We start from the raw sequence: 23186 nt of genomic DNA on the forward strand, positions 1-23186 counted from the left end.
CCTGACCCGGCGCGAGGCCGGCACAGCCCCGCCAACGCTCGTCAAAGGGATTCGATGCGGATCAAGGCGGGCGGCTCCAGCACCGCCTCCAGCGCGCCGATGCGGGCCAGGGCGGCGCGCATCGCGGATTCGTGGCAATCATGCGTGGTCAGCACCACCGGCACCGCCTCGCCCGGCGCGCGGCCGCGCTGGATCATCGATTCCAGGCTGATGCCGTGGTCGCGCAGCGTGGCGGTGACGTCGGCGATGACTCCGGGGCGGTCCAGCACCATCAGGCGGAGGTAGTAGGCGCCGTGGTGCTGCGCCATGGGCAGCGCCGGCTCGCCGTCCAGCGCCGCCGCCGCCGCGCCCCAGACGGGGGTCTGCCGGTTGCGGGCGATGTCGATCAGGTCCGCCGCCACGGCGCTGGCGGTGGGGCCGGCGCCGGCACCGCGCCCTTCCAGCACCACGCGGCCCACGAAGTCGCCCTCCGCCACCACGGCGTTGAACACGCCATCCACCCGCGCGATGGGGTGGCTCGCCGGCACCATGCAGGGATGCACGCGGGTGGCGATGCCCCCCTCCTCCCGCTGCGCGATGCCGAGCAGCTTGATGCGGTAGCCGAGCTCGTCGGCCAGGCGGATGTCGAGGGCGGAGACGGCGCGGATGCCCTCCACATGCACGTCGCCGAAGGCGACGGGGCGGCCGAAGGCCAGCGCCGCCAGGATGGCGAGCTTGTGCGCCGCGTCCACGCCGTCGATGTCGAAGGAGGGGTCGGCCTCGGCGTAGCCGAGCTTCTGCGCCTCGGCCAGCACGTCGGCGAATTCGCGCTTCTGCTCGCGCATGTTGGTGAGGATGTAGTTGCAGGTGCCGTTGAGGATGCCGGTGACGCGCCGGATGCGGTTGCCCGCCAGCCCCTCGCGCAGCGCCTTGATGGCGGGAATGCCGCCCGCCACCGCCGCCTCGTAGGCGAGCGTCGCGCCCGTCGCCTCGGCGGCCCGGGCCAGCTCCGCGCCATGCAGGGCGAGCAGCGCCTTGTTCGCCGTCACCACCGGCTTGCCGGCGGCGAGCGCCGCCTCCACCAGGGCGCGCGCCGGGCCGTCGCTGCCGCCGACCAGCTCCACCACCACATCCGCCTGGCCGTCGGCGGCCAGCGCCACCGGGTCCTCGTACCAGCGCAGGCCATCGAGCGAGACGCCGCGGTCGCGGCTGCGGTCGCGTGCCGAGACGGCGGTGACGACGATCGGCCGGCCGGCGCGGGCGGCGATGATCTCGGCATTGTCGCGCAGCAGGGTCAGCAGGCCGGCGCCGACCGTACCCAGGCCGGCGACCGCGACGGAAAGCGGACGTGTCATCATTTCACCAGTTCAGCGGCGGCGGGCTCCGCGACGGGCCCGCCATTGTCGGTCGCCAGAAAGGCGCGGATGCCGCGCAGCGCCTGGCGGATGCGGTGGGTGTTCTCCACCATGGCGATGCGCACATGGCCGTCGCCATGCTCGCCGAAGCCGAGGCCGGGAGCCACCGCCACCTTGGCGCGCGCCAGCAGCAGCTTGCTGAACTCGACCGAGCCCAGGTGCTTGTAGCGCTCCGGGACCGGCGCCCAGACGAACATGCCGGCCTCCGGCACGGGCACGTCCCAGCCCGCCTGCTTCAGCCCCTTCACCAGCACGTCGCGCCGCTCGCGGTAGAGCCGGCGCATGTCCTCGATGCAGTCCTGCGGCCCGTTCAGCGCGGCGGTGGAGGCCACCTGGATCGGCGTGAAGGCGCCGTAGTCGAGATAGGACTTCACCCGCGTCAGCGCCGCGATCAGGCGCGGGTTGCCGGCGGCGAAGCCCATGCGCCAGCCGGCCATGTTGTAGGTCTTGGACATGGAGGTGAACTCCACCGCCACGTCCTTGGCGCCTTCCACCTCCAGGATCGAGGGCGGCACCTTGTCGCCGTAGTACAGCTCGGCATAGGCGAGGTCGGAGAGCACGAAGATCTCGTGCTTCTTCGCGAAGGCCACGATCTCCTTGTAGAAATCGAGCCCCGCCATCAGCCCCGTCGGGTTCGAGGGGAAGTTGACGATCAGCGCGGTGGGCTTCGGCACGGAATGGCGCACAGCGCGGTCGAGCGCCGAGAGCATCTCGTCATCCGGCGTGTGCGGGATGGAGCGCACCGAGGCGCCGGCGATGATGAAGCCGAACTGGTGGATCGGGTAGGAGGGGTTCGGCACCAGGATGGTGTCGCCCGGCGAGGAGATGGCGGCGGCGAGGTTGGCCAGCCCCTCCTTCGAGCCGAGGGTGGCCACCACCTCGGTTTCCGGGTCCAGCTTCACGTTGAAGCGGCGCGCGTAATAGCCGGCCAGCGCCCGGCGCAGGCCGGGGATGCCGCGGCTCGCCGAATAGCCATGCGTGCTCGGGTTCTGCACCGCCTCGACCAGCTTGGCCACGATGTGCGGCGGCGTCGGGCTGTCCGGGTTGCCCATGCCAAGGTCCACGATGTCCTCGGCCGCGGCGCGTGCCTTGGCCTTGGCCTGGTTCACCTCGGCGAACACATAGGGCGGCAGGCGGCGGATGCGGTGGAATTCCTCGGTCATGGCCTTGGGGGTCCGTGCGAACTGGAACAAGCGAAGTAGTCGGTGAATCGGGGCCGTGACCATAGAGCAGATCGCGCCCCCGCGGAAACGGGCGCGCGGGCGGCTACAGCCGCGGCGGCGGCGGGGCGGCCATGCCGCCCGCGGGAGGCGCGGGCGGGGATGGCGCCATGAACTCGGCGGGGGGTGGCGCCGGAGGCGCGCCGGGGTCGGCCGGCAGGTCCGGCGCGGCAGGCGCGGGCGCGAGGCCGGGCGCCGCATCCGGGCTGCCGCGCGGCACCGGCGGGGCGGCGCTCAGGCGGGGCGGCCGGGGGGGCGCCAGCGGCACCTGCCCGGCGCTCTCGGCGCCCGCCGGCGGCGGCGGCACGGGCCGGCCCGGCAGCACCGGGGTGCGGGACTGGCTGCGCGCATCGGCCAGGGCGTCGCGCAGCGCCTCGCGCTCGGAGGCGGCGCCGCGGGGCGGCGCGGGCGGCACGGAGGCGATGCTGGGATACGCCCCTTCCGTGCCCGGGGGCAGCGGCCGGCCTTCCAGCGGCGCGCCGAAGGCGTTCCTCCAGAACTCCACCGGCCCCTCGGTCGGCGAGCCCACGCAGCCGCCCAGCAGCAGCGCCGCCAGCACCGCGCCGCAGGCTGCTTGATGCCCCCTCGCGCGGGCCCTACCTTGTAGGCGGCCTCGGTCGCTGCGCTGGTCCATGGTCCGCCTCTTATCGTCCATCGCCCAGGGCATTAGCCCGAAAGGCGGGGCTGGCGGAAGGCCGCGCGGAACCGCGCCGCCACGCCCCGGTTCCCCGTGCAGCGAAACCAGGGCTTCAGGAACGGCGTGCCACAAGGCAGGCCGGCGGCATCGCAGGAAGCAGGCGCCAAAGGCGCGGAGGGACGCATGGCCAAGGACGACACTCCCCCGGACCCGGGCGCTTTCCGCCTGCCGGATCCCGCCCTGGTGTCCCGCACCATGGCGGACGTGGCCGAGCGTGGGCAGCGCATCGTGGCCGACTTCCTGCGCCGCCAGGCGGATGACGGGCCGGGCGGCGCGGCGGACGCGCCGGACCCGGCGCATATCGGCTCCGCCTTCATGGAGATGACCACCCGGCTGATGACCAACCCTGCGCGGCTGATGCAGGCGCAGCTTGGCTTCTGGCAGGACTACATGACGCTGTGGCAGAACACCGCCCGCCGCATGTGGGGCGGCGAGGTCAGCCCCGTCATCGCCGAGGACCCGAAGGACCGCCGCTTCAAGGACGAGGCGTGGCGCGACAACGAGGTGTTCGACTTCATCAAGCAGTCCTACCTGCTCTCCGCCCGCTACTTCACCAACGTGGCGCACGCGGCCGACGACCTCGACCCCAAGACGGCGCAGAAGGTGGATTTCTACACCCGCCAGTTCGTGGATGCGATGAGCCCCTCGAACTTCCTGATGACCAACCCCGAGGTGCTGCGCCGCACCGCCGAGACGGGCGGCGAGAACCTGCTGCGCGGGTTGCAGAACCTGCTCTCCGACCTCGAGCGCGGCAAGGGCAAGCTGCGCATCCGCATGACGGACGAGACCAAGTTCAGGATCGGCGAGAACATCGCCGTCTCGCCCGGCAAGGTCGTGTTCCAGAACGACCTGATGCAGCTCATCCAGTACACGCCGGCGACGGAAACGGTGCTGAAGCGGCCGCTGCTGATCCTGCCGCCCTGGATCAACAAGTTCTACATCCTCGACCTGCGGCCCAAGAACAGCTTCGTCCGCTGGGCGGTGAGCCAGGGGCACACCGTCTTCATGGTCTCCTGGGTCAACCCGGACGAGCGGCTCGCGCAGAAATCCTTCGAGGACTACATGCTCGAAGGCCCCTACGCCGCGCTGGACGCGATCGAGAAGGCCACCGGCGAGAAGGCGGTGAACGCCATCGGCTACTGCCTGGGCGGCACGCTGCTGGCCTCGACGCTCGCGCACATGGCGGTGAAGCGGGACACGCGCATCAAGTCCGCCACCTTCTTCACCACCATGGTGGACTTCGCCGAGGCGGGCGAGCTTTCCGTCTTCATCGACGAGGAGCAGCTGCAATCGCTCGAGGAGCGGATGCAGAAGCGCGGCTACCTCGAGGGCCGCGAGATGGCGACCACCTTCAACATGCTGCGCGCCAACGACCTGATCTGGTCCTTCGTGGTGCAGAACTACCTGATGGGGCAGGAGCCCTTTCCCTTCGACCTGCTCTACTGGAACGACGACAGCACCCGCATGCCGGCGGCCATGCACAGCTTCTACCTGCGCCGCATGTACCAGCAGAACGACCTGGTGAAGCCCGGCGGCATCACCCTGGCCGGGGTGCCGCTCGACCTGCGGAAGCTCGAGCTGCCCACCTACATCCTGTCCACGCGCGAGGACCACATCGCGCCCTGGAAGAGCACCTACAAGGCGACGCAGATCTATGGCGGTCCGGTGCGCTTCGTGCTCGCCGCCTCGGGGCACATCGCCGGCGTCGCCAACCCGCCGGAATCCGGCAAGTACAGCCACTGGGTGGGCGAGAGCCTGCCGCCCGAGCCGGAAGCCTGGTTCGGGGCCGCCACCGAGTTCGCCGGCTCCTGGTGGCCGGACTGGCACCGCTGGGTGAGCGGGCTGGACAAGGAGGAAGTGCCGGCGCGCATGCCGGGCGAGGGCGGGCTGCCGGCGATCGAGGACGCGCCGGGGAGCTATGTGAAGGTGATGGCCACCGACTAGAGGAGAACAAGGCCGGGGGAAAGGCACCCCCCGGCCCAGCCCGTTTCAGCCCGGGGTCAGCTCCTGCTCCACCAGCGACGACCAGAAGGCGATGCCCGTAGGCAGGATGTCGTCGTTGAAGTTGTAGCGCGGGTGGTGGGTGGAGAAATTCGGCTTGCCCGGGTCCATCTGGCCGAGGCGGATGAAGCAGCCCGGCACGGTGCGCGCCATGTAGGAGAAGTCCTCGCCGCCCATGGTCGGCGGCGCCTCGCGCACCAGCATCCCCTCGCCCACCAGATTCGCCGCCGCCAGGCGCGCGCGCTCCACCGGCCCGTCGCTGTTCACCACGGGCGGGTAGCCGCGCTCGTAGTCGATCTCCACGCTGGCGCCATGCGCGGTGGCCGTGGCGGTGGCCACCTCCGTCAGCAGGCGCTGCATCTCGTCGCGCGTCTCGGGGCGCAGCGTGCGCACCGTGCCCTCGATCACCACCTCCTCGGGGATGACGTTGCAGGCGCTGCCGCCATGGATGCTGCACAGCGAGAGCACGGCGGAATCCAGCGGGTCCACCCGGCGGCTGACCACGCTCTGCAGCGCCACCACGATGTGCGAGGCCACCAGCACCGGGTCCAGCGCCTGGTGCGGCCGCGCGGCGTGGCCGCCCAGGCCCCGCACGGTCAGCTTCACCGTGTCGGCGGCCGCGTTGGTGGTGCCGCGGGTGATGACGAACTGGCCCTTCGGCACGTTGGAGCCGTTGTGGATGCCGTACACCGCGTCGCAGGGGAAGCGGGTGAACAGCCCCTCCTCCACCATCACCCGGCCGCCGCCGCCCTTCTCCTCGGCGGGCTGGAAGATGAAATGGACGGTGCCCTCGAAATCGCGCTTCTCGGACAGGTAGCGCGCGGCGCCGAGCAGCATGGCGGTGTGGCCGTCATGGCCGCAGGCATGCATCACGTTGGGCCGGGTGGATCTGTAGGGCAGGTCCTCGGTCATCTCCTGCATGGGCAGCGCGTCCATGTCGGCGCGCAGCCCGATGGCGCGGCCCGCATTGGCGCCCTGCTGGCCCCTGGCGCCGCGCAGCGTGCCGACCAGCCCCGTGCCCGCGATGCCGCGCGTCACCGCGATGCCCCAGCTTTCCAGCTTCGCCGCCACGAAGTCGCTGGTCTGGTGCTCCTCGAAGGACAGCTCGGGATTGGCGTGCAGGTGGCGGCGCCATTCCGTCGCCTCGGCGGCGATGGCGGCGACGCGGGGATCGGATTCTTGCGGCACGGGGGCGGCACTCCTGCGGTTGCGGATCCCGCCAGCCTTGCCCCGCCGCGCCCCGATGGCAACACCGCCCCGCCGGCCAGGCGCGGAAAACCCGGGCCTTCCTCCGGCTGTCAGGGTCCGGCGCCGCTCAGGCCACCGCGTCCACGTAGTAGGCGATGCCCTCGTAGCGGTATTGCGGCAGCGCCTGGACGATGCTGTCCCGCTCCGCCGCCGAGGTGGTGTAGAAATGCACCCCGCGCTCGGTGTTGTGGAAGCGGAAGACCGCGTCGCGCCCCGCGCCTGCCTCGCCATGGGCGTAGTGGCTGATCCCTTCGTGGCGGAAGCCCGGCTCCGCCCGCAGCCACGCCGCCTCCTCCGCGCTGGCGGTGTAGAAGTGACTGCCGGAGGAGGGGCGGTAGAAGCGGTGAACGCCGACACCGCTCGCCGCATCGGCCGAGGTCGAGAAGGCCGTGCCCTCGAAGCGCAGGCCCGGCATGGAGAGCGCGACATCATAGGCTTCCTCGGCGCTGCCGGTGTAGAAATGCGCGCCGGAGCCGGTGTTGTAGAAGCGGAAGACGTCCTCCCCCGGCGTCAGGAAGCGGTCATTCACCCCCATCTCCGCCTGGATCCAGCCGAGATGGCGGTCCACCGCCGCGGCGAAGGAGCGGGTGGAGACCACCCCCACCACGAACGGCCCGCCGCCATGGTCGTAGTAGATCGGGCCGCCGGAATTGCCGGGATTGATCTCCAGATCCGCATTCACCCAGAAGAGGTTTTCCAGCGGGTCGCGGCGGATCGAGCCGTCATCGAACATCAGCCGGTGCCCGTAGAGCGCCGGATGCCCCAGCACGCCCACGGGGCCGCCGGGAAAGCCGCCCGAGAAGCCGAACCAGCCCTGCCGGTCGCCCACGGGTGCGGGGATGGAGAGCAGCGCGATGTCCAGCTCGCCATGGGCGAGGGTCGCGCCCGCGCCGTCGCCGGAGGGGATCAGCCCGCTTCCGTCCAGGCTGTGGGTCGCGTGATAGCGCAGCTGGACGGGAGAATGGGCGACCGCGCCAGGCTCTCCGGGCTCGAAGGAGAAATAGACCCGGACCTGCTCCGCCAGCCCGCCGAGGCTCGCATTGTAGATGAGGTGGGAGGCGGTGAGGACATCGTTGCGCCCCACCAGCACGCCGCTGCCCGCAAGGACGCGGTCGCCCCATTGCGCCTCGATATAGGCGATGGCCGTGCCGGGATAATGGTCGTCACTGACCTGGAAGGTCATCGGCCGCTCCGGGGAAGTGCTGCCATCCGCCGCGATGGCCCCGGATATTCATATCGGCATCGCACACAGCCGGGAAAGCGGTTTCCGGCGGCGCGGGGCGTGGCGGGGACGGCGCGCGCCTCCCCGCCTGCTCCCGTCAGCGCGAGGAGTCGCGGAAGTCGCCGTCGCGCCAGTTGCGGTCCTTGCGCGCGCCGGCGGCGGCGGGCGGCATGCCACGGCCGCCGCGCCGCGCCGGGCCCTGCGGGCGGGCGGAGGGGCCGGCACCCTGCGGACGGGCGGAGGCGCCGGCGCCCTGCGGGCGGGGGCCACGGCCGCGCGGAGGCTGCTTCTTGGGCTGGGCCGCCTCGGCCTCGGCGCGGGCCGCCGGGCTGCGGCGGTCCTCGGCCGGGATCTTCATGGCGATCAGCTTCTCCACCGCCTTCAGCTTCACCACCTCGTCCGGCGCGCAGAAGGCGATGGCCTCGCCGCTGGCGCCGGCCCGCGCGGTGCGGCCGATGCGGTGGACGTAAGCCTCGGGCGTGTCCGGCAGGTCGAACTGGAACACATGCGTCACGCCGTCCACGTCGATGCCGCGGCTGGCGATGTCGGTCGCCACCAGGATCGGCGCGCGGCCGTTGCGGAACTCGGCCAGCGCCCGCTCACGCTGGCCCTGGCTGCGGTCGCCATGGATGGCGTGGGCGTTGATGCCCTCGGCCACCAGGTGCTTGGCCACGCGGTCGGCGCCGTGCTTGGTGCGGGCGAAGACCAGCGCGCGGCCGATCGCGGAGTCGCGCAGCAGCTCGGCCAGCAGCACGCGCTTCTGGCTGGCGTCGATGTGGATCAGCCGCTGCTCCACCCGCTCGGCCGTGGAGGCCACGGGCGTGACGGACACCTTGGCGGGGTCCTTCAGCAGCTCATCGGCGATCCGGGCGATCTCGGTGGGCATGGTGGCGGAGAAGAACAGCGTCTGCCGGTTCTTCGACATCAGCCCGGTCAGCTTGCGGATGGCGGGCCAGAAGCCGCGGTCCAGCATCTGGTCGGCCTCGTCCAGCACCAGGATCTCGACGCCCTGGAGGCGGGCGGCGCCCGTCTGCACGTGGTCGAGCAGCCGGCCCGGCGTCGCCACCAGGACGTCCACGCCCCGGCTCAGCGCCTGCACCTGCGGCCGCGCGCCGACGCCGCCGAAGATCACGGTGGAGGACAGGCCGAGGAAGCGGCCATAGGCGCGGATGTTGTCGTGGATCTGCGAGGCCAGCTCGCGCGTCGGCGACAGGATCAGGGCGCGGCAGCCGCCGCGCGGGGCGGGCGCCTTGCGGTCGGCCAGGTGGTGCAGCAGCGGCAGCGCGAAGGCGGCCGTCTTGCCCGTGCCGGTCTGGGCGATGCCCAGCAGGTCGCGGCCCGAGAGCACCAGCGGGATCGCCTGCGCCTGGATCGGGGTGGGGGTGGCGTAGCCTTCCTGGGCCAGGGCGCGCAGCAGCGGTTCGGCCAGGCCGAGGGACGTGAAATCGGTCATCGACAAATCCAAGATTCGGCGCGCGCCATGACGGCCGCACCGGTTGCGGGTCAGGACGCCCCGCGTGGATGGGTCGTACCGAAGGGAGAAGGTCCGGGGGGTTTGTCCCGGGGCCCTGGCATGGCCGCCGCCACGAAGTGGGCGGGCGGTCCGTTCACGCAGCCAGGGCGCGGCCGGCGCTTCCCCATGGAGGCCGGCGCGCCTGATATGCGCGCGGCCGTGGCCTGACGCAAGTGCGAAGACGCGCGCGCAGGGCAGCCATGGCCAACCGGCCGCCATAGCCAGCCAGCCCCCCATGCTCTAGCGTGCCCGCCGCAGAGCCCCATCCAGGGGCCGGGGCCGGCAAAGCGAGCCCCGCAGGAACGATCCCGGGACCCCACGCCATGCCCAGCCGCCGCGGCCTCCTCGCCTGTCTCCTTCCCTTGCCGGCGCTGGCCAGCCCCGCCTTGATCCAGCCCGCCAAGGCCCAGCCCGCCACGGCCCAGCCCGATGCGGGCCAGGCTGGGCAGGGAGCGTCCGGCTGGCCCGGCGCCCGGCCGATCGAGATCATTGTTCCCTACCCGCCCGCCGGCGGCATCGACATCATGGCGCGGCTGGCGGTGAAGCACCTGCCCAACCACCTGCCCGGCGCGCGCTTCATCGTCACCAACCGCGCCGGCGCCGGCGGGCAGACGGGCAACGAGGCGATCTTCGCGGCGCGGCCGGACGGCCACACGCTGGGCGCCATCGCCACCCTTTCCTTCAGCTCCATCCCGCTGGAGCGCCCGGCGCGCTGGAAGGTGGAGGAGTTCACCTATCTCGCGCAGATCGTGGAGGACCCCGGCGCCTTCTGGGTGCGCGCCGATTCCCCCCTGCGCAGCCTGGCCGACCTGCGGGACGCGGCGCGCCGGGCGCGGGAGGCGGTCTCGGTGGGCTCCGCCGCCGGCATCGGCTCGGACGACCACCAGCTGCTCCTCGCCTTCGAGGAGGCCGCCGGGGTCCGCGCCCTGCACGCGCCCTACAACGGCACCGCCCCGGTGATCCGCGACCTGCTGGGCGGCCAGCTCGACGTGGCCTCCTACAATCTCAGCGAGGGCATCGCCCTGTTGCGCGAGGGGCGCACACGCTGTCTCGGCGCCGCCGCGCCGGAGCGCTGGTCCGCCATGCCGGAGGTGCCGACCTTCCGGGAGCAGGGCTTCGCCGTGGTGAGCGGCTCGGCGCGCGGCTTCGTGGCGCCGCCCGGGCTGCCGGAGGAGATCGCCTCGGCGCTGGTGGCCGCCTTCCGCGCAACACTGGCGGACCCCGCCTTCCTGGAGGAGGCGGCGCGGCTGAACCTGCCGATGCGCCTCCTCACCGGCGCCGAATACCGCGCCAACGCGCTGCGCGAGGCGGAAACGGTCCGCGAGCTTTTCCGCCGCCGCCCCTGGAGCAACGGATAACCCCATGGCCCACATGCCGCTCCGCACCGTGCTGGTGCCGGACCCGATCCACCGCGACGGCCTGGAGATGCTGCGCATGGCCGCCGGCGTGCAGCTGCTGCCGCCCGAGGCGCTGACGCCCGACACCCTGCCCGCCCATCTGGCCGAGGCGGAGGCGATGATCGTGCGCGGCATGGCGGTGGACCGCGCCCTGCTCGACCGCGCGCCGCGGTTGCGCTTCGTCTGCCGCCACGGCGTCGGCTATGACAATGTGGACGTGCCGGCGCTCACCGAGCGCGGCATCCTGCTGGCCGTGACGCCGGAGGCCAACGCTTCCTCGGTGGCCGAGCACACGATGATGCTGATGCTGTCCCTGTCCCGGCAGGTGGTGGCCTTCAACGCGGGCGTGCGGCGCGGCGAATGGCGCGTGCCCGGCCAGTCCGCCACCTTCGACCTCGGCGGGCGCTCCGTGCTGATCCTGGGCTTCGGGCGGATCGGCACGCGGGTGGCGCGCCTCTGCGCCGCCTTCGGGCTGCGGGTGCGGGTGCACGACCCCTTCATCCCCGCCAACACCATCCGCGGCCTGGGCTACGAGCCGGCGCGCGACCTGCCGGCGGCACTGGCGGAGGCGGACATCGTCACCCTCCACTGCCCCTCCAACGCCGAGACGCGGAACATGGTGGATGCCGGCTTCCTGGCGGCGATGAAGCCGGGCGCCGTGCTGATCAACGCCGCGCGCGGCACGCTGGTGGACGAGGCGGCGCTGGAGGCGGCGCTGCGCTCCGGCCATCTCGCGGGCGCGGGGCTCGACGTGGTGCAGGTCGAGCCGATGCCGGCGCCGATCCCGCTGCTCCGCCTGCCGAACGTGGTGATGACGCCGCACGTGGCCGCCAGCACCGCCGAGGGGCTGCAGCGCATGGCCACCGCCTCCGCCCGCAACGTGCTGGACTTCCTGGCCGGCGCGCCGGACCCGGACGCGCTGATCAACCCCGAGGCGCTGCGGCGCAACGCCTGAGCGGAGCCGCCGCCCTCAGCGCGCGCGCAGCGCGAAGAGGGCGGCGAAGGCCGCGAAGCAGAGGCCGGTGGTCAGCCACAGCGCCGCGGCGCCATGGGCCTCCATCAGCAGGCCGAACAGCAGCGGCGCCCCTGCCTGCAACAGCCGCGCGGGCGCGGACAGGATGCCCTGCCGCTGGCCATAGCCCACCGGCCCGAACACGGCGAGCGGCAGCGTGCCCTTGGCGATGGTGTGCAGCCCGTTGCCGCCGCCATGCAGCAGCGCGAAGGCCGCCGCCGCCGGCCCGCCCAGGAACAGCAGGGCCAGCGCCCCGATGCCCTGGATGACGCAGGCCGCCCGTGCCATCCAGAGCGGATGCAGCGCCCGCAGCAGGCTGAACTGGAGGAAGCGTGCCCCCACCTGCGCCGGCCCGGTGAGCGAGGCGGCCAGCAGCGCGGCCTCGGGCGTGGCGCCGGCGGCGGCCAGCAGCGCCGGCTGGTGCGCGCCGATGGCGGCGGTGACGATGCCGGTGGCGGCGAAGACGAAGCCCAGCACCCACATCGCCCGGGGCGGCGCCGGCGCGGCCTGGCCCCCGGTCTCGGACTTTGGCGCGGGGGGCGGCGCGGGAGGCACCAGAAGCCGGTTCAGCGGCAGGCCCAGACCCAGATGCAGCGCCGCCCAGACCAGGCAGGCACCGCGCCAGCCCAGTTCCGCGTCCAGCAGGGTGCTGAGCGGCCAGCCCACGGTGGAGGCGAAGCCGGCGAACAGCGTGACGCCGGTGATCGGCCCCTTGGCCAGGGCGCCGTAAAGCCCGGCCAGGGTGGCGAAGGCGGCATCGTACAGCCCCATCGCCATGCCGATGCCGAGCAGCCCCCAGCCGATCCCCAGCCCGAGCGGGCCCTGCGCCACAGCCAACGTGCCCAGCCCGGCGGCGAAGACGAGGTTGGAGGCCGCCAGCACGCCCCGCCCGCCGCGCCGGTCGATGATGCGGCCGGTGGCGGGGCCGAGCAGCGCCGTCAGCAGCAGCGCCATGGAGAAATAGGCGTAGATGGCGGAGGTGGAGAGGCCGAGCTCCTGCGCCATCGGCCGGGCCAGGATCGCGGGGAGATAGTATGAGGACGCCCAGGCGAGGGTCTGGGCGATACCCAGCGCCGTCACGGTGCGGAATTTCTCTGTGTCCTGGATCATGGCCCGGCAGCGAAGGGTGCGGGGCAGCATCCGGGGGGCGGCGCCGCGCGGCAAGTCCTGGCCAGGCTTCGGCGCGCGAAAAAGCCGGGGTGTCGCCACCCCGGCCCATCAGCCGTTCAATCTGCGTGGTTACGCGGCGACCTTGTCCTCGGACTTGCCCTCGAGCACCGGCTGCTGGCGCGGCTGCGCGGCGCCGATGGCGATGCGGCGGGGCTTCAGCGCCTCTGGCACCTGGCGCTTCAGCGCTACGTTGAGCAGGCCGTTGGCGAGGTCGGCGCCCTCCACCTGGATGTGGTCGGCCAGCACGAAACGGCGCTCGAAGGCGCGGCCGGCGATGCCACGGTGCAGGAAGCGGCGCTCCTGCTCGTTCACCGGCGCCATCTTGCCGGAAACGACCAGCACGTTGTCCTGGGTGGTGATCTCCAGGTCCTCAGGGCCGAAGCCAGCCACCGCCATGGTCAGGACATAGGCGTCCTCGGCGGTCTTCTCGATGTTGTAGGGCGGATAGGCCGGCCCCTCGGACGCGGCGCGTGCGGTGTCGATCAGCCGGGTCAGGCGGTCGAAGCCGATGGCGGAGCGGAACAGGGGGGCGGTGTCGAAAGCGTTCATGGTCTGGAGCCTTCTCAATCCAAGCAAGGGTCCGTTGCGTTGCGGCCCGCTGCGTCGTCCGGGCCCCACAAGGGCGACCCCGGCGCATCTGGACCACACCTGCGGCCCCGATCCGGGCACCGCTGGCAGGGCTGAAAATAGAAAGCGCCACCCCCTGCTTCAAGGGAGTGGCGCTGCGGAAAATTCACTTGGCCGGGAGGCCCGCGGGCCTCGGCAAGAGGCTGGAATCAGGCCTTCTTGCGGGCGCCGATGCCGGCGAACTTCTTGTTGAACTTGGCGATCTGGCCGCCCGTGTCGATGATGCGCTGCTGGCCGGTCCAGGCCGGGTGCGACTTCGGGTCGATATCCAGGCGAAGGGTGTCACCCTCCTTGCCCATGCAGGACCGGGTCTTGTAGGTGGTCCCATCGGTCATGATGATGGTGATCTCGTGATAGTCCGGGTGGATATCGGGCTTCATGGCGCACTCGTCTGTTTATGGAGCAGCCGATGCCGACCGGCCGCACGGAAGCGCCGCTTCTACAGGCAGCGCCCCCCGGGCGCAACCAATGCCACGGGTCCAGGGGCGCCGGATGAGCGGATTCGGCGCCGATTGACCCGCCCCACGCCCCTTCCTACAGCTTGGCCGGCGGGGCTCCTCCCCGTCTCGATCCCCGATTCAACCACCGGGCAGGCGCATGAACATCCTCTCCATCCAGTCCTGGGTCGCCTATGGGCATGTCGGCAATGCCTCGGCGGTGTTTCCGCTGCAACGTCTCGGCGCGGAGGTCTGGGCGGTGAACACGGTGCAGTTCTCCAACCACACCGGCTACGGCTCCTGGCGCGGCCAGGTGTTCGGCGCCGAGCTGGTGCGCGACCTGGTGCAGGGCATCGAGGATCGCGGCGCCCTGCCCCGCTGCGACGCGGTGCTGTCCGGCTACATGGGCGACGCCGCCATCGGCGATGCCATCCTCGACGCGGTGGCGAAGGTGAAGGCGGCCAGCCCGCGCGCCCTCTATTGCTGCGACCCGGTGATCGGCGATGTGGGGCGCGGGGTGTTCGTCCGCCCCGGCATCCCCGAGTTCATGCGCGACCGCGCCGTGCCGGCGGCGGACATCATCACGCCGAACCAGTTCGAGCTGGAATGGCTGACCGGGCTGCCCGTCACCACCCTGGCCGAGGCGAAGACGGCGGTGGCGGCGTTGCAGGCCACCATGGCGCCGGGCGGGCCGCGCTGCGTGCTCGTCACCTCGCTGCGCGTGGCCGAGACGCCGGAGGACCGGATCGAGATGCTGGCGGCCGAGGGCGGCGGGTTCCACCGCGTGGCGACGCCGATGCTGCCGCTCTCGGTGAACGGCGCGGGCGACGCCATCGCCGCGCTGTTCCTGTTCCACCGGCTCAAGAGCGGCAGCGCCAGCGTGGCGCTGGGGGCTGCCGCCTCCTCCATCTACGGGCTGCTGCGGCGGACCTCGGAGGCGGCGTCGCGGGAGATCCTCACCGTGGCGGCGCAGGAGGAGTTCGTGGCACCGAGCCGGGTGTTCATGCCCGAAGGCTGCTGAGGCGGGGCCGGGGGAGAGGCACCCTCCCCCTGGCCCGTTCCCTTTCCTGCGTCCGCCTCAGGCGCGCTTCACGTTGAGGGGGAGCGCCATGCCCTTGCGGTGGCCGGTCAGGTTGCTGCGCCAGGCGCTGTCGATGAGATACTGGCCCAGCGGGTAGTAGGGCACGTCCTGGAAGAACTGCAGCTGGATCTCGCGGCCGATGCGCTGCTGCGCGGCGAGGTCCGGCGCGTCGAACCACTGGTCGCGCAGCGCCTCGAGCTTCGGCGCGGTGGGCCAGCCGAACCAGGCGTTCTGCCCGTTGGCGCGCAGCAGCGGGTGGCCGGCCGGGTTCGACAGGTCCATGCCGCCGAACAGCACGATCAGCGCGCCCCAGCCGCCCTGGTCCGGCGGGTTCTTGTTGGAGCGGCGCTGCAGCAGGGTGCCCCAGTCGGAGGTCGCGCTTTCCACGTTCAGCCCGGCGCGCTGCAGCATGTCGGTCGCCACGGCGGTCAGGTTGTTGTTGTTGACGATGTCGGTGGGGTGCAGCATCACCACCTTCTCGCCCTTGTAGCCCGCCGCCTTCACCGCGCGCCTGACCGCGTCGAGGTCGCGCGGGCCGGTCAGCGCCTCCATCCCGGCATCGGAGGCCATCGGGCTGCCCTCGGGGAAGCAGCCGACGCCCTCATGCCACAGGTCGCGGTTGTCGCCCATGATGGCGGTCATGTAGTCCGCCTGGTGGATCGCCGGCAGCAGGGCGCGGCGCAGCGCCGGGTTGTCGAAGGGCGGGTGCAGGTGGTTGGGGCGCAGCATCGCCACCGTGCCGCCGTAGTCCAGGCGGTCCACCGTGATGTTGCGGCCGCGCCGCAGCAGCGGGCGGAGGTCCGGCGCCACCTGCTCCCACCAGTCCACCTCACCCGCCTGCAGGGCGGCGGCGGCGGTTGCGGGGTCGGGGATGTGCTTCCACTCCAGCCGCTCGAACAGCGCGAGCTTCGGCCCCGCCGTCAGGCTGACCGCGCCCTCGGCCGGCTTGTAGCCCTCGAAGCGGCGATAGATGACCTGGCTGCCCGAGACCCGCTCCTCCGCCACGAAGCGGTAGGGGCCGGAGCCCACCACCTCGGTGAAGGCGCGCCCCGGGTCCTGCGCGGCGAAGCGCTCCGGATAGATGAAGCAGGGGTAGGACGAGGCCTTGGCCAGCGCGTCCAGCATCGGCCCGAAGGGGCGCTTCAGGCGGATCTCGAAGCGGCGGTCATCCAGCGCGCGGATCTCCTCCAGGCGCTGCGCAAGGGTCTGGCCATGCGTGTCCCGCAGCATCCAGCGGCGGATCGAGGCCACGGCGTCGGCGGCACGGATCGGCTCGTTGTCGTGGAAGCGGATGCCCTCGCGCAGGGTGAAGGTCCAGCGCCGCCCGTCATCCTCCAGCGTGTGGCCGGCGGCGAGCTGGGGCTGCGGGCGGAAGTCGAGGTCCAGCCCGTACAGCGTGTCCCAGCAGAGATGCCCGTGGTTGCGCGTCGGGTAGGCGGTGGTGTTCAGCGGGTCGATGATGCTGAGATCCGCCTGCGGGATGAAGCGCAGCACCTGATTCGCCTCGCCCTGCGCCAGGGCCGGCCGCGCGAGCGGAGCCGCGGCGGCAAGGCCCGCGGCTCCAGCCAGGAAACTGCGTCGCTGCATGAGAAACTCCCCGATATGCGGATCGTGAAAGGCGGCATTCTGCATATTCACGGCCGCCCTTGAAGGAAAAGGATGGGGGAAGGAATGCGGCGGGGCGGCGTTCAGCGCGGCAGGGAGCGCTCCGGCGTCACCGTCCAGCCGCTGCCCGCGTCGAGCGCGCGGATCGCCTCCTCCGTCCGGCCGGTGGCGATGGCGGCCTCGGGCAGCGGGCCCGGCTCGCGCAGCCGGCGCAGCGTGGCCTCGGGTCCGGCGGGAAAGAGCGGCGGGGCCAGCGCGGCCCGCGCATCGCCGCCGCCATCGAGCGCGCGGGCGGCCTGTGCCAGGGCGGCGATGGCCTGTTCCGGCAGCGCCGCCTCGGCCAGCCCCAGCGCCGCGCGCAGCTCGGCCACCGCGCCGCGCAGGGCGAGCGACAGCCCCGGCGGCAGCGCCCTGTAGCGCGGGTCGCTCGCCAGGGCCTGGGCCAGGTATTCGAGCCGCGCGGCGGCGCGGGCGGTCTCGGCGGGGCGGCCCTGGAGGCCAGCGCCCTGGTCGGCGAAGGCGGCGGCGGAAAGGCGGGCGGCGCTGCGCAGCGGGTCCTCGGCGCCGGGCACCAGCTCCAGCGGCAGGCTCACCCGCGGGCGCGGCGTCCGCAGCTCAGCGCCCAGCCGCTCGCAGCCCGGCAGCAGCAGGGCGCCCAGCAGCAGCCCCAGCGGCAGCGCCATCAGGCGGAAGGTCGGGACTCGGCGCATGGCGGGGCACTCCACATCAAGGCGGGCAGCATGCCGCAGCCGCCGCCATCCGCCAAAAAACCCGCCTTTCAGAAGCGGCGGAGGCTGCTGATGTCGAACGGCTCCTCCGGCCCGAACTCCCAGTGGCGGAGCGCGCGCAGGGTCGCCGCATTGGCCTGTGGCAGGCGGGGGAGCCGCCCCAGCCGGCGCCACGTCTCCTCGCCGCCCAGCGGGAACAGGGTCCGCGGCAGCAGGGCGGGCGCCGCCGGGTCGCCGCCGGGCGCCGTGGCCGCCGCCGCCAGCGAATCGATCACCGCCTGGGGGTCCGCGCCCGAGGAAATGCCCAGGGCGCCGCGCACCTCCTGCCGCGCCGCCAGCAGCGAGGGCGAGACCATGCCTACCTCGCCCCAGCGGCCGGAAGGCAGCTCCACCGCGAGGTATTCGAGTTGCGCCACCGCGATGGCCGCCAGCGCCGGGCGGCCATGCAGCCGCTCCGGCGCGGAAAAGGCCGCCGCCGCGCCGCGCACGGCGGCCGTGGCGGGCGCCGGCGCGCCGCGCGCCGCCACAGGGGGCAGCGTCACCGGCGGCTCGGGCGGCGCCAGGGCGCAGCCGGCGAGCAGCGCCAGCCCGGCCGCCAGCGCGGCGCAGCGCGGCGTCACGCGCCCGTGCCCGCCAGGGAGGTGCGGTGGCGCTTGGCCAGCTCCACGTAATGGGCGGCGGTGCGGTCCCAGCGGGCGCGCTCCTCCGCGTCCATCACCCGCACCTTGCGGGCGGGCGAGCCGAGCCACAGCTCGTTGGCGCCGATCCGCTTGCCCGGCGAGAGCAGTCCGCCGGCCCCCAGCATGCCGCCCTCCTCGATCACCGCCCCGTCCAGCACCGTGGCCCCCATGCCGACAAAGGCGCGGTCGTGCAGGGTGCAGGCATGGATGATGCAGGCATGGCCAATGGTGACGTCCGCGCCGATGATGGTGGGATGGGTGCCGGCATTCACATGGACGATGGTGCCGTCCTGGATGTTGCTGCGCGGGCCGACGCGGATGAAGTTCGTGTCCCCGCGCAGCACGCAGTGATACCAGACGCTGGCATCCGCCCCCAGCTCGACATCGCCGATCACGGCGGCGCTGGGCGCGACGAAGGCGCTCGGATCGATGGTGGGCAGGCGCCCTTCGAAGGGATGGAGCGGAGCCATGGGCGTGACGGTATCCTCGCGCTGCGGCGGGGTTGGCCCCGCCATTGGTTTAGCCCGCCGCAGGGTGGCGGGCATGGGCGGGGAGTGCCGCTCCCCACCCGCATCATCCTCTCATCCGGCGCCGGGCAGAAGGGGCTTCCCCGCCCCGCGTCAGGCCGCCTTCTGGGCCGCCTGCTCCAGCCCCAGCATCAGGCCGATGTTCTGCACCGCGGCCGCCGAGGCGCCCTTGCCGAGATTGTCGAGCCGCGCCACCAGCACCGCCTGGTGCCGCGCCGCGTTGCCGAACACGCGCAGCTCCAGGGCGTTGCTGTCGTTCAGCGCCTCCGGCTCCAGCTTGCCATTGGCCGTGGCGGGCACGACCTTCACCCAGGGCGACCCCGCATAGCGCGCCGCCAGCGCCGCCTGCAGGTCCTCCGGCGAAGGCCGGCCCGGCAGGGTGTCCAGGTGCAGCGGGATGGAAACCAGCATGCCCTGCCGGTAGTTCCCGACGCTCGGCACGAAGATCGGCCGCCGCGTCAGGCCGGAGTATTTCTGCAGCTCCGGCAGGTGCTTGTGCTCCAGCCCCAGCCCGTACAGCTCGAAGGCGGGCGCCGTGCCGGACTCATAGGCCTCGATCATCGACTTGCCGCCGCCGGAATAGCCGGACACGGCGTTCACCGTGAGCGGGTGGTCGGCGGGGATCAGCCCGGCATCGACCAGCGGCCGCAGCAGGGCGATGCCGCCCGTGGGGTAGCAGCCCGGGTTGGAAACGCGCGGGCTGGCCGCCACCGCCGCCGCCTGCTCGGCCGAAAGCTCGGGGAAGCCATAGGTCCAGCCGGCATCCACCCGGTGGGCGGTGGAGGCATCCAGCAGCTTGGGCGCCTCCGCGCCGAGGCTCGCGGCCATGGCGGCGCTTTCCTTGGCCGCGTCGTCGGGCAGGCAGAGCACCACCAGGTCCACCTCGGCCATCAGGGCGCGCTTGGCCTCGGGGTCCTTGCGCTGCGCGGGATCGATCGAGCGCAGGGCGATGCCCGGGAGCGCCTCGAGGCGCTGGCGGATGCCCAGGCCCGTCGTGCCGGCCTCGCCGTCGATGAAGATCGCGGGAACGGAACCCTTGGCCATCTGGCCCTCCTTCAGGGTCGGTGACGATAACAGGAAAGCAGAAAGGGCGGGCCCTCGCGGACCCGCCCTTGCCGATGAACAGCCCTTGACCGGGCCGGCGCCAACGCCGGCCCGCCAGCGTCAGCGCTTGCTGAACTGGAAGGAGCGTCGGGCCTTGGCCTTGCCGTACTTTTTGCGCTCGACGACGCGGGGGTCGCGGGTCAGGAAGCCGGCCTTCTTCAGGATCGGGCGCAGGCCCGGCTCGAAGTTGGTGAGCGCCCGGCTGATGCCGTGCCGCACCGCGCCGGCCTGGCCGGACAGGCCGCCGCCGACAACCGTGCAGTACACGTCGAACTGCTGGTAGCGGTCGGCCACCAGGAAGGGCTGCGCGATCAGCATGCGCAGCACCGGGCGGGCGAAGTACTTGGAGGCGGCCTTGCCGTTGATCTCGACAGTGCCCTTGCCCGGCTTCACCCAGACGCGCGCGATGGCGTTCTTGCGGCGGCCGGTCGCGTAGGAGCGGCCGAACTGGTCCTTCTTCGGCTCGCGCGGGGCGGCCGAGGCCTCGCCGGCGGCAGGCGTGCCGGCGACCAGGTTCTTCAGCTCGGACAGCGAAGTGGCGGTGGTCTGTTCGCTCATGATCTTCAGGCCACCTTGTTCTTGCGGTTCAGGGCGGCGACGTCCAGCGTCTGGGGCTGCGCGCCGGCATGCGGGTGCTCGGCGCCCGCATAGACGTGCAGGTTCTTCATCTGCCGACGGCCCAGCGGGCCACGGGTGATCATGCGCTCCACGGCCTTCTCGATCACGCGCTCGGGGAAACGGCCCTCGAGGCGCTCACGCAGGGTGCGCTCCTTGATCCCGCCGGGATAGCCGGTGTGCCAGTAGAAGACCGACTGCTCGGCCTTGTTACCGGTCACCTTCACCTTCTCGGCGTTGACGATGACGACATGATCGCCGCAATCGACATGCGGCGTGAACTGCGGCTTGTGCTTGCCGCGGAGGTGGTTGGCCACGAGCGCCGCGAGGCGGCCGAGCACGAGCCCGTCCGCATCGATCAGCACCCAGTCCTTCTTGACCTCCGCCGGCTTCAGCGAGCGGGTCTGCGTGGTGAGCATGATCTGCTTTGCTTAGTCCTGGAAAGATGGGGCGGGTTATCGGTGCAACGCGCCGCGGGGTCAAGGAAAAAGATGTGGTATCATAATACCGTATTGCTCCACCCCTCTCAGGAGCAGCGCGACCAGCGCCCCCGGTCCAGGTGGAAATGGTCGCGGTGCGGCGCGTTGTAGTCGGGGCCGAGCACCGCCCTGAAGTAGCGGCAGGCGCCGTCGCGCACATCGCGCAGGAAGGCGGCGGGCGTGCCATGCGCCGCCTCCGCCCCCTCCTCCTCCCCCCAGTCGCGCAGCAGGGTGATGCCGCGCCCATCGGCCAGGGTGAAGCCTGCGATATCGATGGCATTGGCCGTGGCGTGCTGGCTGCGCCGCCCGCCCTGCCGGTGATAGACGTTGCGGCAGTTGTAGGTGCCGAGGTGCCGCGCGCTCCGCACCCCCTGGCCGAAATGCGCCCGCGCCGCCGGCTGCAGCGCGTGCCGCTCGAACATCGCCCAGGCCACCGCCAGCGGGCAGGTCACCACCGGGCGCGCGGGGCTGAGCGCCACCTCCCCCGCCTCCAGCCGCACGGCGTTCGCGATCGGGCAGCCGGTGTCCGAGGCACGGTCGGGCACCCGCGGCATCTCCAGCCTGGAGGCTTCCAGCGCGGCGAGGCAGGCGGAGGGCTGCCATTCCAGCCGGGCCAGCTTCCAGTGCGTCACCAGGGTGGGCGTGTCGCGGATGTCGAGGGGCGCGCGGGGGTCCCATCGCGGCGGCAGGCGCAGCACCCCGGCCTGGTAGAGCCCGGCCGGCACCAGGAGGGCCAGCAGGAGGAGGAGGATCACGACCCGGCGAAGCATCCCCCATCAATTGGCCCCGCCCCGGCCGCCGGCAAACCCCCTCCCCTTGCGGCGCACCGCCACTCGCCGCAAAGCTGCGCCTTTCGCCGCACACCGACCGGACGGAACCCGCCCCATGCCCGTGCTGAACCGCATCGCCGACTTCCATGACGAGATGACCGCCTGGCGGCAGGATTTCCACCGCCACCCCGAGCTGGCCTTCGAGGAGGTGCGCACCAGCGGCATCGTCGCCGAGAAGCTGCGCGCCTTCGGCGTGGACGAGGTGATCACCGGCATCGCCAGGACGGGCGTGGTCGGCGTCATCCGCGGGCAGGGCGCCGGCCCCGCCATCGGCCTGCGCGCCGACATGGACGCGCTGCCGATCCTGGAGGAGAGCGGCGTGCCGCATGCCTCCACCATCCCCGGCAAGATGCATGCCTGCGGCCATGACGGCCACACCGCCATGCTGCTGGGCGCCGCCAGGTACCTGGCCGAGACCCGCAACTTCGCCGGCACGGTCCATGTCATCTTCCAGCCGGCCGAGGAGATGGGCGGCGGCGCCGAGGTGATGGTGAAGGAAGGGCTGTTCGAGCGCTTCCCGATGGACCGCGTCTTCGCCATCCACAACTGGCCGAGCCTGCCGGCGGGCGAGATGCGCTGGCGGGCCGGCCCGGTGATGGCGGCGGTGGCCGACATCGAGATCACCATCACCGGCAAGGGCGCGCATGGCGCCATGCCGCACATGGGCAACGACCCGGTGGTGATCGCGGCGCAGATCGTCACCGCGCTGCAATCGGTCGTGGCGCGCAACGTGGAGCCGGTGGAGGCGGGCGTCGTCACCATCGGCAAGATCGAGGGCGGCAACGCCTTCAACGTGATCCCGGAGACGGTCAGCCTGCGCGGCACCGCCCGCTGGTTCCTGCCCGAGGTGGGCGACATCCTGGAGAAGAAGGTGACGGAGATCGCCTCCGGCATCGCCACCGCCTTCGGCGCCAGCGCCGATGTGCGCTTCTTCCGCATGTATCCCTCGACGATCAACGAGGCGGGGGCGACGGAGCTCGCCAGCCGCGCCGCCGCCGCCGTGGTGGGCGAGGCGAACGTCAGGGAGCTGCCCAAGCCCACCATGGGCGGCGAGGACTTCGCCTTCATGCTGAACGCCAAGCCCGGCTCCTACCTGATGCTGGGCAGTGGCCGCACCGATGCGGATGCCGGGCTGCACCACCCGCGATACGACTTCAACGACGCGGTCCTGCCGGTGGGCGCCAGCTTCTTCGCGGCGCTGGCCGAGCAGCTCCTGCCGCGCGGCTGAGGCCGGCGCCGTGAGGATCCCGCCCCTGCCCTTCACCGCCATCGACTGGTCGGCGGTGGAGCCCACCCGGCACGAGGGCGAAACCGGCCACGCGCTGTGGCGCAGCTTCGCCATCGGCGACATCCGCGTGCGGCTGGTGGAATACTCGCCGGGCTATGTGGCCGACCATTGGTGCGACCGGGGCCACGTCATCCATGTCGTTTCCGGCGCGCTGGTCAGCGAGCTGAGGGACGGGCGGCGCACCGAGCTGACGGCGGGGATGAGCTACATGGTCTCCGACTTCGGCGACGCGGCGCACCGCTCCGCCACCGAAACCGGGGCCACGCTGTTCATCGTGGACTGATCCCGCGCGGCCGGCATCGCCCGGGCGG

Annotated in this window: 23 protein-coding genes; 6 read left to right on the top strand and 17 right to left on the bottom strand. The window is 72.3% G+C overall.

Translation table 11 applies throughout. From position 1 onward, the window contains the following. Positions 1–41: 41 nt before the first annotated feature. The 3 genes from CR162_RS07005 to CR162_RS07015 all read right to left on the bottom strand — a co-directional run bounded on the left by CR162_RS07005 (position 42) and on the right by CR162_RS07015 (position 3248). Entirely contained in the window at positions 42–1334 is a 1293-nt protein-coding gene (locus CR162_RS07005; RefSeq protein WP_099094956.1) for a homoserine dehydrogenase, read from the bottom strand. Next, the gene (locus CR162_RS07010; RefSeq protein WP_099094826.1) at positions 1334–2557 is read right to left on the bottom strand and encodes an LL-diaminopimelate aminotransferase; all 1224 of its coding nucleotides are present in this window, start codon (positions 2555–2557) and stop codon (positions 1334–1336) included. Before CR162_RS07010 ends, CR162_RS07005 begins: the two co-directional genes overlap by 1 nt. Before the next feature lie 103 nt (positions 2558–2660). Continuing rightward, a complete protein-coding gene (locus CR162_RS07015; protein WP_141563096.1) occupies positions 2661–3248 on the bottom strand; it encodes a hypothetical protein in 588 nt (195 codons plus the stop codon). Positions 3249–3434: 186 nt separating this feature from the next. On the opposite strand from CR162_RS07015, the gene CR162_RS07020 reads away from it, so the two are divergent. Then, positions 3435–5255 carry a PHA/PHB synthase family protein gene (locus CR162_RS07020; RefSeq protein ID WP_099094828.1) on the top strand — a complete coding sequence of 607 codons (1821 nt, stop codon included), beginning with the start codon at positions 3435–3437 and terminating at the stop codon, positions 5253–5255. A 45-nt stretch (positions 5256–5300) separates the two neighbouring features. On the opposite strand, the gene CR162_RS07025 is transcribed toward CR162_RS07020, so the two are convergent. From CR162_RS07025 to CR162_RS07035, 3 genes are all read right to left on the bottom strand, one after another. Continuing rightward, entirely contained in the window at positions 5301–6500 is a 1200-nt protein-coding gene (locus CR162_RS07025; protein WP_099094829.1) for a M20 aminoacylase family protein, read from the bottom strand. A 127-nt stretch (positions 6501–6627) separates the two neighbouring features. After that, positions 6628–7743, bottom strand: coding sequence for a trypsin-like peptidase domain-containing protein (locus CR162_RS07030; RefSeq protein ID WP_099094830.1), 1116 nt, complete (start codon positions 7741–7743; stop codon positions 6628–6630). Positions 7744–7879: 136 nt separating this feature from the next. Continuing rightward, positions 7880–9235, bottom strand: a complete 1356-nt coding sequence (locus CR162_RS07035; protein ID WP_099094831.1) for a DEAD/DEAH box helicase — start codon at positions 9233–9235, stop codon at positions 7880–7882. Between the two features lie 383 nt (positions 9236–9618). Between CR162_RS07035 and CR162_RS07040 the strand changes: the two genes are divergently transcribed. Together CR162_RS07040 and CR162_RS07045 are read left to right on the top strand one after the other, a co-directional pair. Then, positions 9619–10653, top strand: coding sequence for a tripartite tricarboxylate transporter substrate binding protein (locus tag CR162_RS07040; RefSeq protein ID WP_099094832.1), 1035 nt, complete (start codon positions 9619–9621; stop codon positions 10651–10653). Positions 10654–10657: 4 nt separating this feature from the next. Beyond that, positions 10658–11647: a hydroxyacid dehydrogenase gene (locus tag CR162_RS07045; protein WP_245870180.1), complete on the top strand. Its 990-nt coding sequence runs from the start codon at positions 10658–10660 to the stop codon at positions 11645–11647. A gap of 15 nt (positions 11648–11662) precedes the next feature. On the opposite strand, the gene CR162_RS07050 is transcribed toward CR162_RS07045, so the two are convergent. From CR162_RS07050 to rpmE, 3 genes are all read right to left on the bottom strand, one after another. Beyond that, positions 11663–12814 (bottom strand): MFS transporter, encoded by a 1152-nt coding sequence (locus tag CR162_RS07050; RefSeq protein ID WP_099094958.1) that lies wholly within the window; start codon positions 12812–12814, stop codon positions 11663–11665. Positions 12815–12943: 129 nt separating this feature from the next. Further along, the gene (locus CR162_RS07055; RefSeq protein WP_099094833.1) at positions 12944–13423 is read right to left on the bottom strand and encodes an Hsp20 family protein; all 480 of its coding nucleotides are present in this window, start codon (positions 13421–13423) and stop codon (positions 12944–12946) included. A gap of 227 nt (positions 13424–13650) precedes the next feature. Further along, the gene (rpmE, locus tag CR162_RS07060) at positions 13651–13881 is read right to left on the bottom strand and encodes a 50S ribosomal protein L31 (RefSeq protein WP_099094834.1); all 231 of its coding nucleotides are present in this window, start codon (positions 13879–13881) and stop codon (positions 13651–13653) included. Between the two features lie 217 nt (positions 13882–14098). Here rpmE and pdxY point away from each other — a divergent pair, with 217 nt between their 5' ends. After that, the gene (pdxY, locus tag CR162_RS07065) at positions 14099–14959 is read left to right on the top strand and encodes a pyridoxal kinase PdxY (protein WP_099094835.1); all 861 of its coding nucleotides are present in this window, start codon (positions 14099–14101) and stop codon (positions 14957–14959) included. Between the two features lie 57 nt (positions 14960–15016). On the opposite strand, the gene CR162_RS07070 is transcribed toward pdxY, so the two are convergent. From CR162_RS07070 to CR162_RS07105, 8 genes are all read right to left on the bottom strand, one after another. Next, entirely contained in the window at positions 15017–16606 is a 1590-nt protein-coding gene (locus CR162_RS07070) for an ABC transporter substrate-binding protein (protein WP_099094959.1), read from the bottom strand. Between the two features lie 101 nt (positions 16607–16707). Beyond that, complete coding sequence (locus tag CR162_RS07075) at positions 16708–17334, bottom strand: hypothetical protein (RefSeq protein WP_099094836.1); 627 nt, start codon at positions 17332–17334, stop codon at positions 16708–16710. Positions 17335–17402: 68 nt separating this feature from the next. Further along, positions 17403–17972 (bottom strand): hypothetical protein, encoded by a 570-nt coding sequence (locus CR162_RS07080; RefSeq protein ID WP_099094837.1) that lies wholly within the window; start codon positions 17970–17972, stop codon positions 17403–17405. Beyond that, positions 17969–18502, bottom strand: a complete 534-nt coding sequence (locus CR162_RS07085) for a gamma carbonic anhydrase family protein (RefSeq protein WP_099094838.1) — start codon at positions 18500–18502, stop codon at positions 17969–17971. Before CR162_RS07085 ends, CR162_RS07080 begins: the two co-directional genes overlap by 4 nt. Positions 18503–18652: 150 nt before the next feature. Beyond that, a complete protein-coding gene (gene argC / locus CR162_RS07090) occupies positions 18653–19603 on the bottom strand; it encodes an N-acetyl-gamma-glutamyl-phosphate reductase (protein ID WP_099094839.1) in 951 nt (316 codons plus the stop codon). Between the two features lie 120 nt (positions 19604–19723). Further along, positions 19724–20221 carry a 30S ribosomal protein S9 gene (gene rpsI, locus CR162_RS07095; protein ID WP_099094840.1) on the bottom strand — a complete coding sequence of 166 codons (498 nt, stop codon included), beginning with the start codon at positions 20219–20221 and terminating at the stop codon, positions 19724–19726. A 5-nt stretch (positions 20222–20226) separates the two neighbouring features. Further along, the gene (gene rplM, locus CR162_RS07100; protein WP_099094841.1) at positions 20227–20697 is read right to left on the bottom strand and encodes a 50S ribosomal protein L13; all 471 of its coding nucleotides are present in this window, start codon (positions 20695–20697) and stop codon (positions 20227–20229) included. A 107-nt stretch (positions 20698–20804) separates the two neighbouring features. Beyond that, entirely contained in the window at positions 20805–21512 is a 708-nt protein-coding gene (locus tag CR162_RS07105; protein ID WP_245870181.1) for an extensin-like domain-containing protein, read from the bottom strand. A gap of 130 nt (positions 21513–21642) precedes the next feature. On the opposite strand from CR162_RS07105, the gene CR162_RS07110 reads away from it, so the two are divergent. Both CR162_RS07110 and CR162_RS07115 read left to right on the top strand, forming a co-directional pair. Then, positions 21643–22815, top strand: coding sequence for a M20 aminoacylase family protein (locus CR162_RS07110; protein ID WP_099094843.1), 1173 nt, complete (start codon positions 21643–21645; stop codon positions 22813–22815). A 10-nt stretch (positions 22816–22825) separates the two neighbouring features. Beyond that, positions 22826–23158 (top strand): DHCW motif cupin fold protein, encoded by a 333-nt coding sequence (locus tag CR162_RS07115; protein WP_099094844.1) that lies wholly within the window; start codon positions 22826–22828, stop codon positions 23156–23158. Positions 23159–23186: the final 28 nt, after the last annotated feature.

It is taken from the genome of Teichococcus rhizosphaerae (assembly GCF_002631185.1).
Lineage (GTDB): Bacteria > Pseudomonadota > Alphaproteobacteria > Acetobacterales > Acetobacteraceae > Pseudoroseomonas > Pseudoroseomonas rhizosphaerae.

Bases quoted from the DNA above. Each gene is read 5' to 3' on its own strand.
- CR162_RS07015 (WP_141563096.1), bottom strand. From the start codon at position 3,248: ATGGACCAGCGCAGCGACCGAGGCCGCCTACAAGGTAGGGCCCGCGCG.
- CR162_RS07050 (WP_099094958.1), bottom strand. From the start codon at position 12,814: ATGATCCAGGACACAGAGAAATTCCGCACCGTGACGGCGCTGGGTATC.
- CR162_RS07020 (WP_099094828.1), top strand. From the start codon at position 3,435: ATGGCCAAGGACGACACTCCCCCGGACCCGGGCGCTTTCCGCCTGCCG.
- CR162_RS07005 (WP_099094956.1), bottom strand. From the start codon at position 1,334: ATGACACGTCCGCTTTCCGTCGCGGTCGCCGGCCTGGGTACGGTCGGC.
- rplM (WP_099094841.1), bottom strand. From the start codon at position 20,697: ATGCTCACCACGCAGACCCGCTCGCTGAAGCCGGCGGAGGTCAAGAAG.
- CR162_RS07085 (WP_099094838.1), bottom strand. From the start codon at position 18,502: ATGGCTCCGCTCCATCCCTTCGAAGGGCGCCTGCCCACCATCGATCCG.
- CR162_RS07035 (WP_099094831.1), bottom strand. From the start codon at position 9,235: ATGACCGATTTCACGTCCCTCGGCCTGGCCGAACCGCTGCTGCGCGCC.
- CR162_RS07045 (WP_245870180.1), top strand. From the start codon at position 10,658: ATGGCCCACATGCCGCTCCGCACCGTGCTGGTGCCGGACCCGATCCAC.
- CR162_RS07075 (WP_099094836.1), bottom strand. From the start codon at position 17,334: ATGCGCCGAGTCCCGACCTTCCGCCTGATGGCGCTGCCGCTGGGGCTG.
- CR162_RS07110 (WP_099094843.1), top strand. From the start codon at position 21,643: ATGCCCGTGCTGAACCGCATCGCCGACTTCCATGACGAGATGACCGCC.
- CR162_RS07010 (WP_099094826.1), bottom strand. From the start codon at position 2,557: ATGACCGAGGAATTCCACCGCATCCGCCGCCTGCCGCCCTATGTGTTC.
- pdxY (WP_099094835.1), top strand. From the start codon at position 14,099: ATGAACATCCTCTCCATCCAGTCCTGGGTCGCCTATGGGCATGTCGGC.
- CR162_RS07030 (WP_099094830.1), bottom strand. From the start codon at position 7,743: ATGACCTTCCAGGTCAGTGACGACCATTATCCCGGCACGGCCATCGCC.
- argC (WP_099094839.1), bottom strand. From the start codon at position 19,603: ATGGCCAAGGGTTCCGTTCCCGCGATCTTCATCGACGGCGAGGCCGGC.
- CR162_RS07055 (WP_099094833.1), bottom strand. From the start codon at position 13,423: ATGAACGCTTTCGACACCGCCCCCCTGTTCCGCTCCGCCATCGGCTTC.
- rpmE (WP_099094834.1), bottom strand. From the start codon at position 13,881: ATGAAGCCCGATATCCACCCGGACTATCACGAGATCACCATCATCATG.
- CR162_RS07040 (WP_099094832.1), top strand. From the start codon at position 9,619: ATGCCCAGCCGCCGCGGCCTCCTCGCCTGTCTCCTTCCCTTGCCGGCG.
- CR162_RS07070 (WP_099094959.1), bottom strand. From the start codon at position 16,606: ATGCAGCGACGCAGTTTCCTGGCTGGAGCCGCGGGCCTTGCCGCCGCG.
- rpsI (WP_099094840.1), bottom strand. From the start codon at position 20,221: ATGAGCGAACAGACCACCGCCACTTCGCTGTCCGAGCTGAAGAACCTG.